Annotated in this window: 12 protein-coding genes; 4 read left to right on the top strand and 8 right to left on the bottom strand. The window is 64.2% G+C overall.

Going from position 1 to position 13,023, the window contains the following annotated elements; genetic code table 11:
* Nucleotides 1-51: 51 nt before the first annotated feature.
* The 5 genes from ACF8SD_RS06980 to ACF8SD_RS06960 all read right to left on the bottom strand — a co-directional run bounded on the left by ACF8SD_RS06980 (nucleotide 52) and on the right by ACF8SD_RS06960 (nucleotide 7,990).
* Complete coding sequence (locus tag ACF8SD_RS06980; protein WP_392483872.1) at nucleotides 52-1,167, bottom strand: succinylglutamate desuccinylase/aspartoacylase family protein; 1,116 nt, start codon at nucleotides 1,165-1,167, stop codon at nucleotides 52-54.
* 157 nt (nucleotides 1,168-1,324) lie between these two features.
* On the bottom strand, nucleotides 1,325-2,983 hold the full coding sequence (locus ACF8SD_RS06975) for an ATP-dependent DNA ligase (RefSeq protein ID WP_173890838.1): 1,659 nt from the start codon (nucleotides 2,981-2,983) through the stop codon (nucleotides 1,325-1,327).
* A complete protein-coding gene (locus tag ACF8SD_RS06970; protein WP_173890837.1) occupies nucleotides 2,980-3,996 on the bottom strand; it encodes a ligase-associated DNA damage response exonuclease in 1,017 nt (338 codons plus the stop codon). The genes ACF8SD_RS06975 and ACF8SD_RS06970 overlap by 4 nt, the downstream gene beginning before the upstream one ends.
* 108 nt (nucleotides 3,997-4,104) lie before the next feature.
* Nucleotides 4,105-6,546, bottom strand: coding sequence for a penicillin acylase family protein (locus ACF8SD_RS06965; protein WP_392483871.1), 2,442 nt, complete (start codon nucleotides 6,544-6,546; stop codon nucleotides 4,105-4,107).
* A 103-nt stretch (nucleotides 6,547-6,649) separates the two neighbouring features.
* On the bottom strand, nucleotides 6,650-7,990 hold the full coding sequence (locus ACF8SD_RS06960) for a PLP-dependent aminotransferase family protein (protein ID WP_392483870.1): 1,341 nt from the start codon (nucleotides 7,988-7,990) through the stop codon (nucleotides 6,650-6,652).
* 180 nt (nucleotides 7,991-8,170) lie between these two features.
* On the opposite strand from ACF8SD_RS06960, the gene ACF8SD_RS06955 reads away from it, so the two are divergent.
* From ACF8SD_RS06955 to ACF8SD_RS06940, 4 genes are read left to right on the top strand one after another with little or no spacing between them, the layout of a single operon-like run.
* Nucleotides 8,171-8,875, top strand: a complete 705-nt coding sequence (locus ACF8SD_RS06955; RefSeq protein ID WP_173890834.1) for a serine O-acetyltransferase — start codon at nucleotides 8,171-8,173, stop codon at nucleotides 8,873-8,875.
* A complete protein-coding gene (locus tag ACF8SD_RS06950) occupies nucleotides 8,872-9,660 on the top strand; it encodes an alanyl-tRNA editing protein (protein WP_173890833.1) in 789 nt (262 codons plus the stop codon). The genes ACF8SD_RS06955 and ACF8SD_RS06950 overlap by 4 nt, the downstream gene beginning before the upstream one ends.
* Nucleotides 9,657-10,868 carry an MFS transporter gene (locus tag ACF8SD_RS06945; RefSeq protein WP_392483869.1) on the top strand — a complete coding sequence of 404 codons (1,212 nt, stop codon included), beginning with the start codon at nucleotides 9,657-9,659 and terminating at the stop codon, nucleotides 10,866-10,868. The genes ACF8SD_RS06950 and ACF8SD_RS06945 overlap by 4 nt, the downstream gene beginning before the upstream one ends.
* Nucleotides 10,865-11,767, top strand: coding sequence for a pyridoxal-phosphate dependent enzyme (locus tag ACF8SD_RS06940; RefSeq protein WP_173890831.1), 903 nt, complete (start codon nucleotides 10,865-10,867; stop codon nucleotides 11,765-11,767). Before ACF8SD_RS06945 ends, ACF8SD_RS06940 begins: the two co-directional genes overlap by 4 nt.
* A 93-nt stretch (nucleotides 11,768-11,860) precedes the next feature.
* Here the strand turns inward: ACF8SD_RS06940 and ACF8SD_RS06935 are convergent, their stop codons facing one another.
* Genes ACF8SD_RS06935 through ACF8SD_RS06925 form a run of 3 tightly spaced genes read right to left on the bottom strand, consistent with a single transcriptional unit; the run spans nucleotide 11,861 to nucleotide 13,021 of the window.
* Complete coding sequence (locus tag ACF8SD_RS06935) at nucleotides 11,861-12,058, bottom strand: SEC-C metal-binding domain-containing protein (RefSeq protein WP_392483868.1); 198 nt, start codon at nucleotides 12,056-12,058, stop codon at nucleotides 11,861-11,863.
* Between the two features lie 7 nt (nucleotides 12,059-12,065).
* Nucleotides 12,066-12,542: an LEA type 2 family protein gene (locus ACF8SD_RS06930; protein ID WP_392483867.1), complete on the bottom strand. Its 477-nt coding sequence runs from the start codon at nucleotides 12,540-12,542 to the stop codon at nucleotides 12,066-12,068.
* Nucleotides 12,539-13,021 carry a YchJ family protein gene (locus tag ACF8SD_RS06925; protein WP_392483866.1) on the bottom strand — a complete coding sequence of 161 codons (483 nt, stop codon included), beginning with the start codon at nucleotides 13,019-13,021 and terminating at the stop codon, nucleotides 12,539-12,541. The genes ACF8SD_RS06930 and ACF8SD_RS06925 overlap by 4 nt, the downstream gene beginning before the upstream one ends.
* Nucleotides 13,022-13,023: the final 2 nt, after the last annotated feature.

Here is a 13,023-nt window from a genome sequence, read left to right as displayed (position 1 = left end):
CGAAGGTTGTCTTGCTACAGACCACCCGCCGTCGGCAATGGTTTTACCGGATCAATTGCCCAGCAGGTAACCGCTTCGGCACACCTGCTCGCCGGCCACATGGGCGATGACCATGCCCGCGGTGGCCATGCGCCGTACGCTGCGGGCGTACAACAGGCCGGCCTGGCTATTGCGCACGGCAGTGACCCGGTCGCTGAGGGGGTCGATGACTTCGGCGATCAGTTGGCCTGCCGCCAGTTGTTGGCCTGGTTTGGCGTGGTACACCAGCAACCCGCCAAGGGGTGTCGCCACGGGTTCTACAGCGGCCAGCGGTGTGGCCGGGCGCGGCAGGGCGGGGAGTGCCGGCTTGGCACCCTCGATAATGCCGGCGTGGGTGAGGAAGTCCAGAATCGCCCCGCAATCCTTGCTGGCCAGTGCGTGACTGACGTCGGCCTGGCCGCGCAACTCGACCGTGACCGAGCAGCAGCCCAGCGGGATAGGGAAGCGTTTGCCGAAGCGCTGCTGCAACTGCCACCAGACCAGGCTGAAGCACTCGTCGAACGACTGCCCGCCCGAATCGGTGGCCAGCAGGCTGGCCTGTGCACCCAGGTAGCGGGCCAGCGGTTCGATCTGCGGCCAGGCGTCAGGTGTGGTGTACAGGTGCTCCACCGCTTCGAAATCGCAGTGCAGGTCCAGTATCAGGTCGGCATCGCAGGCCAGACGTTGCAGGATCAGGCGCTGGGCCTGCAGCGGCGTGCGCGCCGGGTGCGCATCCAGCCCACGGCGCAGGTACTCGCGGATCAGCGCAACGTTATTGGCAGGGTCCTGGCTCAGGTGCTCTTCGATCTGGTCGCCGATGGTGTCCGACAGGTCGACGAAGTTACGGTTGAAATTCTCGCCACTCTGTAGCTCGTAGCGCCCCAGTGGCGCGTCCAGCAGCACCTGCTCCAGGCCAACCGGGTTGGCCACCGGCACCAGGATGATTTCGCGCTGCAGGCGGCCTTGTTGTTCCAGTTCTGCCAGGCGCCGCTTGAGGTGCCAGGCGACCAGCATGCCGGGTAGCTCGTCGGCGTGCAGCGATGCCTGGATATAGACTTTGCCACCACCGCGGGGGCCGAAGTGGAAGCTGTGCAGTTGGCGGGTGATGCCCGGAACGGGTGAGAGCAAGTCGTGTGTTGAATGGTGCATGGTGGTCCTGGCTGCGTGGCGAAAACGGTCTGCGACACGGGTCGGCACACAGATAGAAGCACAGTTTTCGGCGTTGTGCCTGCACTGGGTTTGTCGAAACCCGGTGAGGGTGGCTGCGTGGGTTAACCCGCCCACACCGGGCCACCCAGCCAGCAACCTAGGCCAGCAAGGCCTGCAGCGTCGCCAGGTCGTCGGCCTCTTCCACCGGTTTGTCCAAGCGCCAGCGCAGCATGCGCGGGAAGCGCACGGCGATACCGCTCTTGTGCCGGCGGGACAGCGCGATGCCCTCGAAGCCTAGCTCGAACACCAGCGTGGGGGTCACGCTGCGCACCGGGCCGAAGGTTTCCACGGTGGTTTTGCGGATGATGCTGTCGACCTTGCGCATTTCCGCATCGCTGAGCCCTGAGTACGCCTTGGCAAACGGCACCAGTGCTCGCCCAGGCGTGCCGGCTGGCGCGTCCCACACGGCGAAGGTGTAGTCGCTGTACAGGCTGGCCCGGCGGCCGTGGCCCCGTTGGGCGTAAATGAGCACGGCGTCGACGCTGAAGGGGTCGATCTTCCACTTCCACCAGGTGCCCATGTCCTTGGTACGGCCCACGCCGTACAAGGCCTCACGCTGCTTGAGCATCAGGCCCTCGACGCCAAGGCTGCGGGATTGCTCACGCTGGCGGGCAAGGTCGGCCCAGTCCGGGCCTTCGAGCAGCGGCGACAGCAGTACCGGGGCAAGCGGGTGTTCTTCCACCAGGCGTTGCAACTGGGTGCGGCGTTCATGCTGCGGTCGGCTGCGCCAATCTTCGCCTTGCCACTCCAGCAAGTCGTAGGCTTGCAGCACGACAGGCGCGTCGGCCAGCAGCTTCTTGCCCAAGGTTTTGCGGCCAAGGCGCTGCTGCAGCAGCGCGAATGGCTGCACGGCCAGTTCCGTCGGTGACTCGCCCGGCTTCCAGACCAGGATCTCGCCATCCAGCACCACCCCATCAGGCAGTGTTTGCGCCAGGCCATGCAGCTCGGGAAAGCGCTCGGTGACCAGCTCTTCGCCCCGCGACCACACCCAAAGCTGGCCCTCGCGCTTGACCACCTGGGCACGGATGCCGTCCCACTTCCATTCGATCTGCCAGTCACTCGGCGGGCCGAGCAAGGCATCGAACTGCTCGCTGGGTTCCTGCAGTGGGTGGGCCAGGAAGAAGGGGTAGGGCTGGCCGCCGCGCTGACTGTGTTCATCGGCGGACTCCTCGGCGATCAGCTTGTGGTAGCTGGCGGCGCTGGGGCGGTGACTGATATCGGTATACCCAACCAGCCGCTGGGCTACGCGTTTGGCGTCCAGCCCGGCCAGTTGCGCCAGCGCACGGGTGACCAGCAGCTTGGACACACCCACGCGGAAGCTGCCGGTGATCAGCTTCAGGCATAGCATCAGGCTGGGGCGTTCCAGTTGCGCCCACAGCGCTGGCAGGCGTTCGCGGACCTGCTCCGGCGGCAGGCCCCGCAAAGGCAGCAGATGATTTTCAACCCAGGCTGCCAAGCCTTCATCGTTGCCTTCTGCATGCTGCGGCAGCAGCAATGAAATGGTTTCGGCCAGGTCACCGACTGCCTGGTAGCTTTCTTCGAATAGCCAGTCCGGCAGGCCGGCCATGGCCGTTGCCAGTTCGCGCAGCAGGCGCGTCGGCACCAACTGCCGAGGGCGCCCACCGGCCAGGAAATACACCGCCCAGGCAGCGTCTTCGGCGGGCGCGGTGGCGAAGTAATCACGCAGCGCTTCGAGCTTGGCATTGCTGGAAGTGGTCGCGTCCAGGCGCAGGTACAACGCAGCGAACGCTTTCATGGCGCAGGCTCGGGCGTGGCTGCATCGTCTTCGTCGCCATACTCGGTCACGAAGGCACGGGCATCCAGGCCTCGTTCGTTGAGGTAGCGCACCAACACATTGACCGAACCGTGGGTCACCATCACCCGTTCGGCGCCGGTCTGGCTGATGGCCCAGAGCAGGCCTGGCCAGTCGGCATGGTCGGAAAGCACAAAGCCCCGGTCCACACCGCGGCGCCTGCGTGTGCCGCGCAGCAGCATCCAGCCGCTGGCGAACGCGTCGCTGTAGTCACCGAAGCGGCGCATCCAGCTGCTGCCGCCGGCTGACGGCGGTGCCAGAACCAACGCCCGCCGCAGCATGGGGTCGTTGCGCGCGATGTCGCCGGCATAGCGGGTCTCGGGCAGATGCACACCGGCTTCACGGTACACCCGGTTGAGCGGTTCGACGGCGCCATGCACCAGGATCGGGCCGATGCTCGCGTCCAGGCCGTGCAGAATCCGCTGGGCCTTGCCGAAGGCGTAGCAGAACAGCACGCTGGCTTTGCCCAGCTCGCAATTGGCCCGCCACCAGGCGTTGATGCCGGCGAAGATCTCGCTTTGGCTTGGCCAGCGATAGATCGGCAAGCCGAAGGTCGACTCGGTGATGAAGGTGTGGCAGGGCACCGGCTCGAAAGGGGTACAGGTGCCATCAGGCTCGACCTTGTAGTCGCCGGAGGCTACCCAGACCTCGCCCTGGTACTCCAGGCGCACCTGCGCCGAACCCAGCACATGCCCGGCCGGGTGCAGGCTCAGGGTCACGCCGTGGTGCTGCAGGCGCTCACCGTAGGGCAGGGTCTGCAAATCGATGTGCTGGCCCAGGCGGCTGCGCAGGATGCCGGCGCCCGGGCTGGCGGTCAGGTAGTGGCCGTTACCGGTGCGGGCGTGGTCGCCGTGGCCATGGGTGATCACGGCGCGGTCCACGGGCCGCCACGGGTCGATGTAGAAATCACCGGGTGGGCAGTACAGGCCTTCGGGGCGGGCGATGACGAGGTCCATGGCGTAGGCGCTGGTTACCGAGAGTACTTGTTAGGAGCTCGGAACCAGCTTGGGAGTTCGAACCATTTCTTCGAGGGAAAGGGTCACAGGCTTCCATGCCCGAGTACGCTACTTGCCCGGCACCAGCGTCAAGCGCTGGTTGCCATACGCTCGCGCGAAGTTCTGCTGCTGCAGCGGCAAGCTCATGAAGCGCCCTTTGAACCAGGCATCCAGCCCATCGCTGTAATGGGCGCTGGCCGGGTTGCCGGACTGGCCACTGCTGGTCAGTACCTGCAGCGGTTCGGCCTGGCCGAAGTCGACGATCATGCGCGCGGAGGCGGGCAGGTGGGTGGTGAAGTCACTGCCCCAGGCGTACGGGGTGAGCGCGAGGGTAGTGAAGTCGCCACCTGCGGCTTGCGGCGCACGGCTGAGCGCATCGCCCAAGCCATGGTAGGCCGGCGCCGGCCACTGATACTGGTGCAGCTTGCCCCATTGCCAGGTGCGGCGGTCGGCGCCCAGCTGCGCAGTGCCGGCATCTACGGCTGCCGCCAGGCTGCGGGCCAGAATGGCCGGCTTGTCTTCTTTCTGCGGGGTGTTGCGGTCGTCCCAGAACGGGCTGTCGTCGCGCCCCAGCAGGTGATCGGCCTGTGCCGAGAACGACAACCGCGCGTTGCTTACGAAGGCCTGCCAGGCAGGGCTGGACGCAGGGCCGAGGTCATCGAGGAAGGTCTGCCTGGCGACTTCCTGCAGGAACAGTTCATACAGCGCGGCGTCTGCCGATACCGGGCTCAGGCGACCGTCGAATGCCTTGAGCCGCGCCAATGCCTCGCGGGCCTTGTCGCGTTGTGCGCCTGGCAGGGCGTCGATTGCCTGCTTCAGCGGCTGGGCCATGCCGGGGGCGTCGAACATCTGCTTGAGCTGATTGGCCAGTAGTGTGACCTGGTCGTTCTGCAGGGCCATCAGGCTGCGGCTGTCATGGCGGCCATTGCCAGCCAGCTGGGCCAGGCGCTCGGCACGCTCAGGGTAGTACCAGGTGCTGGACAGCTGCATGCCATAGCCGCGTGGCTGGCTGCGCTGGTTGGCATGGCCGATCCAGCCAGCAGTGGGGTCCTGGTCGTACGGGTGCAGCATCGGGTCGGCGTAGCCGTCCCAGTCATAGCGCCCGTCCCAACCAGGGGAGGGCAGCAGGCCCTGGCCTTCGCGGCGGTTGGGGTAGCGCCCGCTGACCTGCCAACCGATGTGCTCGGGCTCGGCGAACACGAAGTTGAGGGCGGCCGCAGTGACCTCGCGGGTGCTGTCGAAGGCGCGCTCGAGGTTGCCGGCGCGGGTCAGGTCGAAGAGCGCATCCAGGCTCCGGTCGCCCTTGAACTGCGGCAGGTTCAGGGCCAGGCCCAGGCTGGCGTTGTCGGGCTGGACCAGCAGGGTGCCGTGGCGGGTGTCATACATCACTTCGCGCTGTGGCCGCTGGCCGCGCACGAAGAAGGTTTCGCTGCGCGCGCGGGCCGGCACCCACTTGCCATCTGCCAGGTAGCTCAGCTGGCTGCCCTGGCGGCGCAGTTGTTCGAGGAACAGGTCCTGGTTGTCGGCCATGACTGCGCTGCTGCTCCAGGCCAGTTTGCCGTTGTAGCCGGCCAGCACGATCGGCAGGCCCGGCAGCGACAGGCCGGCAACCTGGTATTTGCTGGTGTGGATCTGCACCGGGCTGAGGGCCCATGCAGCGCGGCTGTCACTGGCCAGCAGGCTTTTGCCGCTGCGGCTGCGTTGCGGGCCCAGGGCCAGGTTGGCCGAGCCTGGGCTACCGAGCAGATCGAGGTCGGCCAGCTTCTGGCTGGCGGCCGCCAGCGCCGGCAGCCCTGGCAACTGGCTGGCCAGGTTGAGGCCCTTGAGCTTGTCGACTTCGCTTGTGGCCAAGGGCTCGTCCGGTGCACCGGGCAGCAGCCAGGCCAGTTTGTCGCTGCCGACTTTTTGCGCCAGGGTCAGGGCGCTGAGTTCCTCCTGCAGGTTCACCGACTGGCTGAACGCATACAGGCAGAAAAGCAGCGCCGAATCTTCAGGCTTCCAGTATTCGGGGCGATAGCCACTGTTGGCCAAATCCGCTGGCAGCTTGTCGCGGTAGCGGAACAGGTAGGCGTTGACCCCGCGTGCGTACACCTCGAAGAAGCGCTTGAGCCGTGGTGATGCGTCGGCGTATTGCTGGGCGGCGCTTTGCTTGAGGTTGGCGGCGCGCATCAGGCGGTCGATGTCGAGCGCTTCGCTGCCCGCCAGTTCCGCCAGGCGGCCTTGGGCCAGCAGGCGCATGGCTACCATTTGTTCGATGCGGTCGCCGGCATGCACATAGCCCAGGCTGAAAAGGGCGTCATGGAAATTGCTGCTTTCGATCAGCGGTGCGCCCACGGCGTTGCGCCGCACTGAAACGTTCTGCGCCAGGCCCTTGAGCGGCTGCACGCCGCTGGCGGGCGGCACGCTGCCCTGGTAGCCGCCTGTCTGGCAGCCGGCCAGCCCAAGCATGCCGAGCAGCGTGGCAGCGGTGGTGAACCGCGGGCGGAAATGAGGAAAGGCGGCGGCGGCCATGGCAAGGGCTCCTGCAGGGCGAGGCGAGTTCGCAAAGGCGCTAAGGTAGTGAGCGCGCAGGCGCCATGCAAGGTCCCAGGTCGGTTTATTTGCCGGTGGTGGGTCAAACTTCGAAGTGCCCCGCCAGGGCGTCGGAAAAATGCGTGCAATTGATGCGGGCGTAACGCCGGTAATCACGGCTGACAGCGAACGCCGAGCCGGGCATCAGCAGGATCTTGTGTTGCTCCAGCTTGCGCATCAACGGCTGCAGGTCAGGCAGTTGCGGGTGGTAGACCCAGAGGAACATGCCGCCCTGCGGCGCGATCTCGAATTGCCAGCCGCGCTCGAGCAGCAAGCGCTGCGTCTGTACTTGCTGGCGGATCAGCCGCTGCTGCACATCTTTCATGTGCCGGGCGTAGGTGCCGTCCGACAGGATGGTGTTGACGAAGCGCTCGCAAAACGCCGGCACGGCCACGCAGGTCAGCAGTTTCAGGCGGGTCAGCGGCTCGATCAGGTCCTGCGAGCAGGCGATGAAACCTACCCGTAACGACGCCGACAGGCATTTGGAAAAGCTGCCGACGTAGATGACCCGGTCCAGGTTGTCCAGTTCGGCAAACGTCTGGCGCACGGCCGGGCTGAAGTCGCCATATACGTCATCCTCGACCACGTAGAACTCGTGCTCCACGGCCAGGCGCAGCACGCTGAAGGCGTTGTGCGGGCTGATGTTGCTGCCAGTGGGGTTGTGGAACGTGCTGTTGCAGAAAAACGCCCTGACCTTGTGCCTGGCCAGGTAGCTGCGCATTTCTTCTACGTCTGGCCCGTCCTGGGTTCGGCGGATGCCGACCACCTGGCCGCCGGCCAGTTGGATCAGCTTGATCAGGTTGCCGTTGCCCGGCTCGTCGACGAACACATGGTCACCCGGCTTGATCAGCAACCGGGCGACCAGGTCCAGGCCCTGGGTGGCGCCAAGCGTGGTCAGCAACTGGTTGGGGCGCACTTCAACCCGGGTCAAGCGTTTCATGTGCACGCACAGCTGTTTGCGCATGGGCAGGTAGCCCTGAATATCGCCGTACTCGGCCAGCGAACTTTGCTCCAGCCGCGCCGTGCGCCGGATCGCCTTGGCCAGCAGCTCGGTGTCGCGCCACGCCGGGGGCAGCCAGCCGCTGCCGAGTTTGGTGTAGTGCTGACCGCCCTGCAGCAGCCGGAACAGCGGGTCGCCGGCCATGCACTCGGGTTCGTGGATCACGCTCGCCTGCCGGCTGCGGTTGGCGACAAAGTAGCCGCGCCCGGGCGAGGCGGTCAGCACCCCTTCGCTGACCAGCTGGGCATAGGTCGAGACCACGTCGTGGTAACTGAAGTCGACCGCCGCCGTGAGCTTGCGAATGGAGGGCATGCGCTGCCCAGGCAACCATTCCCCTGCATCCAGGCGTTGCTTGAGCAATTGATGAAGGCTGCAGGTGCTCATGGCAGGTTCCCAACCGTTAGAAAAAAAAGCCTAACAGTTAACGGAAATGCTTGTCGACTGTTCGTTTGCACGTGGCCATTACCTGCCACTATTCCCTCGTCGGAACTTTCGGCTGCCAGCCCTGGCAGCCCGTTTAACGTCTGTAAAGACCAGACAACTGGATATAGAGCCGTGCACCCTATGGACATGCAATCAGCCGTCATTGCCAGGCTTCCTGTGCCTGAAGAACTGGAGTCATTCAACGTTGTAAAAAACCTTGTGACCTCGGCGTTACTGGAGTGCTGTTCAATTGAAGAATTTGAAACGCTGAAACAAACCGATGTTATTGAACGGGTGGCGGAACAGGCCCATGACGACTTGTTGGCATTCGCCAGTAAAGACCCTGCCGCCGGCCGCGACCTGGTATTCATTGCCAGAACCTATACGTCCTACTCGGCGGTTTTGCATTATCGGCTTGCACACTGGGTGTACCGCCATGGCGCTTCGGTATATGGCGCCGGCGGGCAGTGCCTGGCCGCCATGATCTCGCGCCGCGGCAAGATGCTGTCGGGTGCAGAGATCCACTTCCGCAGCCGTATTGGCGCGCGCTTCATCATCGACCACGGCATGGGCACCGTCATTGGTGAAACCGCGACCATCGGTGACGACTGCTACGTGCTCGGCGGCGTCACCCTAGGGGCCCGCGGCATCAGCGGCAACCCTTCCAGCCCCCGCCACCCGACACTGGGCGACCGGGTACAGATCGGCGCGTTTGCCAGTGTGCTGGGGGCTATCCACATCGGTGACGGGGCCTTCATCGGGCCGGGCTGCATCGTTACCAAAGACGTACCTGCCGCTGCCCGGGTGCAGGTCAAAACATCATTGCAGGTGGTACTCGAGTCATGAATGCTCTGAATTACGAAGTTCTGCGCAATACCGAAAAACTGTATTACAAGGATCAATATCTGTCCGCTGCAAGTACGCAAGTAACGCGCGTGCACAGCGACGGTATCGAGTTGCAAAGTACCGTGGCTTATCCGGAAGGCGGTGGCCAGGAAGCTGATCATGGAATCATTGAACTTCCGATCGGTAAGGTGCGCTTTGTCTGGGTCAAGAAACTCTATGGCAGCCCTATTCGCCTGGAAGGTTTCAAAGGCGGGAAACTGGGCGGCATCATTATTCACACCGTGCACCCGGACGACTTGCACTTGCTCGATGAAGTGACTGTCGATATGCCTGCCCGTGTGAGCATCGATATTCAACGGCGCGAGCGGCTAACACTCTCTCACAGTGCCAGCCACTTCCTGTATGCCGCTGCCATCGGCCTGCGTGAGGAACTGAAACAGTGGACCATCGGCTGCCACATCAAGGAGGACACGGCTCGGTTCGACTTTCTGGTCGAGGACGCCTTCACCGCTGAGGAGGTGATCGAGATAGAACGGCGCGCCAACGCACTGATCGGTCGCGACGCGCCCATCGAGCATTACGCCGTCCAGGGGCTGGAAGACGCTCGCTTGTGGACCTATAACGGCATCGAGATTCCGTGTGGTGGCACCCACCTCGATTCGCCAAGGCGCATAGGGCGCCTGAGCGTGAAGCGCAAACGGCTGGGCAAAGGCAAGGAGCGCCTGATCTGCGTATTCCCGGATGCCGAAATCGACCTTGGCGCCTACCACGAGCATGCCTTATGAACACTACCTTGCCGCGGCGCACCTACCTGTATTTCACCGCCCAGTCGATCAACCTGACCACCGCCGTGATGTCGGTGACCATGGCGGCCATCGTTGGCGCCGCACTGGCCCCTGACGCCGCATGGTCGACGGTACCGTATGGATTCCAGTTCCTGTGCCTGATGCTGGCAACCTACCCGGTTTCCAGGTTGATGAGCCGTATCGGCCGCAAGAAGGCCTTCATGCTGGGGGCCATTCCGCTGGTGGTGTCTGGGGTCAGCGGCTTTCTGGCGGTGGAGCACCAGCATTTTGCCACGCTGGTACTCAGCCACTCGGCGTTGGGTGTTTACATCGCCTTCGCCAACTTCAACCGCTTTGCCGCCACCGACAACCTTTCCCAGGCTCTCAAGCCAAAAGCCCTGTCGCTGGTCGTAGCGGGGGGCGTGATTGCCGCCGTGGTGGGCCCGACGCTCACCGAGTGGCTGCGCGACGTGGGTGGCTACCCACTGTTCTCGCTGTGTTATGCCGCGTTCATCGGCCTGGCGCTGTGGTCGTTGCTGATTGCAGTGTGCCTGCCCAACGACACCGCCCAGGCCGGTGCAACCGGCAGCGCTGCCACGTCGGCCAGCAGCCGCAGCGAGCCTTTGAGCCCCAGCGTGTTGGTGGCAATGGCAGTCGCGGCGCTGGGCTACGGCATCATGAACCTGCTGATGATCCAGGCCTCGATGCACATGAAGCATATGCACGAAGACTTTACCGACGTGCGCCTGGCCATCCAGTGGCACGTGATCGCCATGTTCGCCCCATCATTCTTCACCGGGGCGATCATCCAGCGCCTGGGCATCCGCACTACCATCTGCGCGGGCCTGGCCCTGTTGATCGGCTGCTCGGCGCTGAATATCTGGTCGCACAGCTACAGCATGATGACCGTGGCGCTGATCGCCTTGGGGCTGGGTTGGAACTTGACCTACGTCGGCGGCGGAGCCTTGTTGGCGCAGTCGCTGCAAAACAGCCCGGCAGCGATGCAGATGCAGGGCAAGAACGATCTGGGCATCGCCATCTGCGCCACCATCGGTGCGTTCAGCCCCGCGCTGCTGTTGAGCACCGTGGGCTGGGACGGCACCAACGCCATCTGCATGGCCCTGTGCATCGGCTTGCTGATCGCCACCGTTAGCCTGTTGCAGAACAAGGCTTGCCTGCAGACTTCCATGGAAGGCAGCCGAAAATGAGCGAACTCATCAACGTCAGCGAGCGCATCTACACCAAGCTGGAAATGAACAACCCCGGTGGCAGCCACAAGTACCGCGCCGCCCGGCGCATCGTTGAGCATGCCGTGCGCAATGGCGACATCATCCCCGGGGAGACCACGGTGATCGAAAAAACCGGCGGCAGTTTTGGCTTCGGCTTGCTGGCGGCATGCCACGCGTACCAAGTGGCCGTCGAGCTGGCGGTTGGGCTGAGTTTCAGCCAGACCAAGCGGGACTTGTTGGAATGCTTCGGCGCCCGGCTGATTGGCAAGGAAATGCTGATGGCCGGTGCCACGCCCAAGGACGTGGTGATGCACCACTTGGAAAACCAGGCCGCGCTGGGCAAGTCATACTTCTATACCGACCAGTTCAACAACCCGGTGGGTATCGAAGCGCACCGCTATCAGACAGCCAGTGAGCTGGCGCTGCAACTGAATAACGCGGGCGCCGGCAAGGACATCCTGTTCGTTGGCTGCGCAGGCACGGGCGCCAGTTTCACGGGCATTACCCTGGGGCTGAAGGATCACGGCTTCGAGGTGTCGACAGTGCTGGTCGACCCCAACGGCTGTGACTCCAAAGCCGGCGTATTCACCGAGCACCGCTTCGAAGGCATGGCGGTAGGCGTCAGCCCGCCATTTCTGGACTGGTCGCTGGTGGACGAACGGGCGCAGGTGCAGCATGCCGAAATGTTGGCAGCGCAACGTTGGTTCTACATGCAAAGCGGGGTCTTCGTCGGTAACACCGCCGCCGCCTGCCTGGCGGTTGCGCAGCGCATGGCCCAGCAGCCGCGCTATGCGGGGACCACCTTGGTGACCATCGCCTATGACGCCGGCCTGTGGTACCAGGACTTGCTGGGGGCGAACCGGCGCAAGGCCGCATAGCGCCAGGCACTGCGCGCAGGACTGGACCGGTTGCCAGGGGGGTATGGTGCGCGAAGCAGACGAGGTGGGCCATACCCCCACAGACGCGCTAGATCAGGCGCCGTGGCACTTCTTGAATTTTTTATCGCTGCCGCACGGGCATGGGTCGTTACGGCCAACGTCCTTCAGGGCGTTGCGTACCGGCTCCTGATGGCTGTGGTTGCAGTGTGGGCCGTGGACATGGCCGTGGTCGTGGTGATGGTCATGGTCGTGGTTGCAGTCAGGGCCATGAACGTGGGGTTGTTGGGACATTGCAGGGTTACTCCGGGATGTGATCGCCTGGGATTATCTCACCACTGCGCGATAAGTGCAGGTCCCGGTGAATCAGCAGGCCAGTGGCCAGGTCGCCCTGCAGGATGTAATGCAGCGGCTGCCCACTTTTCAGCAGCTTGGCCAATGGCTTGAGTTGCCGCCAGAGGTTGGTGCGGGCGGTGATCTTGAAGGTCCGCCGGTCGTGGCCACTTACGCTGCGCCAAAGGCTGGTTTCATCCTGCACCAGCAGCAGGTCATTGAGCCGCACGGCATAGGCCAGGCTGCGGATGAACAGACGGCTGTCGTTGGGGTTGATGACCTCCAGGTGCAACACGAACTCCTGCTGCAGCAACCTGGCCTTGACCGTTTCTACCTCGACCAGGTGCACTTCAGGCGGGCGCCAGTCGTCTGAGCTCCAGCTGGCGCAGCCCGTCAGCAATGCCAGCAGCGAACCGAGCAGCAGCAGACGGGCGCGTTCGATCATGCACAGTTCCCCATGTAACTGGCGCAGCATTTCTTGAACTTCTGCCCGCTGGCGCATGGGCAGGGGTCGTTGCGCCCGGCCTTCAACGCGACCGTAGGGTCTATGAAGTACCAGCGCCCGGCGTGCTGGACGAACGCCGAGCGCTCGCGGTGCTGGTGGTCGCCATCCGGGTCGTGCCAGCGCGCGGTGAACGTGACAAAGGCATGCTCGGGCTGGCCGCCCAGCACCTGCGCGCTTTCCACTTCCAGCCCCAGCCAGGTGCTCTGGGCGCTCCAGGCGGCCATGCCGGCGCGGTCCAGCTGGGCCTGTTGAGCCGGCAGGGTGGTAGCGACCAGGTAGTCGAGCAGGCCCAGCAAGTAGGCACTGTAGCGTGAGCGCATCAGCGTCTGGGCATCGGGTGCGGGGGTACCGGCATGGTAATGCCCACAGCAGGCATCGAGCAGGTTGCCACTGCCACAAGGGCAGACCGAGACACTCATCA

Origin of the sequence: Pseudomonas sp. CJQ_9, assembly GCF_043106615.1 — a bacterium.
Lineage (GTDB): Bacteria > Pseudomonadota > Gammaproteobacteria > Pseudomonadales > Pseudomonadaceae > Aquipseudomonas > Aquipseudomonas juntendi.
The sequence above is the reverse complement of the archived record's forward strand: the minus strand, read 5'-3'. Positions and strand labels throughout refer to the sequence as shown.

Bases quoted from the DNA above. Each gene is read 5' to 3' on its own strand.
- ACF8SD_RS06980 (WP_392483872.1), bottom strand. From the start codon at position 1,167: ATGCACCATTCAACACACGACTTGCTCTCACCCGTTCCGGGCATCACC.
- ACF8SD_RS06950 (WP_173890833.1), top strand. From the start codon at position 8,872: ATGAATGCTCTGAATTACGAAGTTCTGCGCAATACCGAAAAACTGTAT.
- ACF8SD_RS06975 (WP_173890838.1), bottom strand. From the start codon at position 2,983: ATGAAAGCGTTCGCTGCGTTGTACCTGCGCCTGGACGCGACCACTTCC.
- ACF8SD_RS06935 (WP_392483868.1), bottom strand. From the start codon at position 12,058: ATGTCCCAACAACCCCACGTTCATGGCCCTGACTGCAACCACGACCAT.
- ACF8SD_RS06970 (WP_173890837.1), bottom strand. From the start codon at position 3,996: ATGGACCTCGTCATCGCCCGCCCCGAAGGCCTGTACTGCCCACCCGGT.
- ACF8SD_RS06965 (WP_392483871.1), bottom strand. From the start codon at position 6,546: ATGGCCGCCGCCGCCTTTCCTCATTTCCGCCCGCGGTTCACCACCGCT.
- ACF8SD_RS06955 (WP_173890834.1), top strand. From the start codon at position 8,171: ATGGACATGCAATCAGCCGTCATTGCCAGGCTTCCTGTGCCTGAAGAA.
- ACF8SD_RS06940 (WP_173890831.1), top strand. From the start codon at position 10,865: ATGAGCGAACTCATCAACGTCAGCGAGCGCATCTACACCAAGCTGGAA.
- ACF8SD_RS06930 (WP_392483867.1), bottom strand. From the start codon at position 12,542: ATGATCGAACGCGCCCGTCTGCTGCTGCTCGGTTCGCTGCTGGCATTG.
- ACF8SD_RS06925 (WP_392483866.1), bottom strand. From the start codon at position 13,021: ATGAGTGTCTCGGTCTGCCCTTGTGGCAGTGGCAACCTGCTCGATGCC.
- ACF8SD_RS06960 (WP_392483870.1), bottom strand. From the start codon at position 7,990: ATGAGCACCTGCAGCCTTCATCAATTGCTCAAGCAACGCCTGGATGCA.
- ACF8SD_RS06945 (WP_392483869.1), top strand. From the start codon at position 9,657: ATGAACACTACCTTGCCGCGGCGCACCTACCTGTATTTCACCGCCCAG.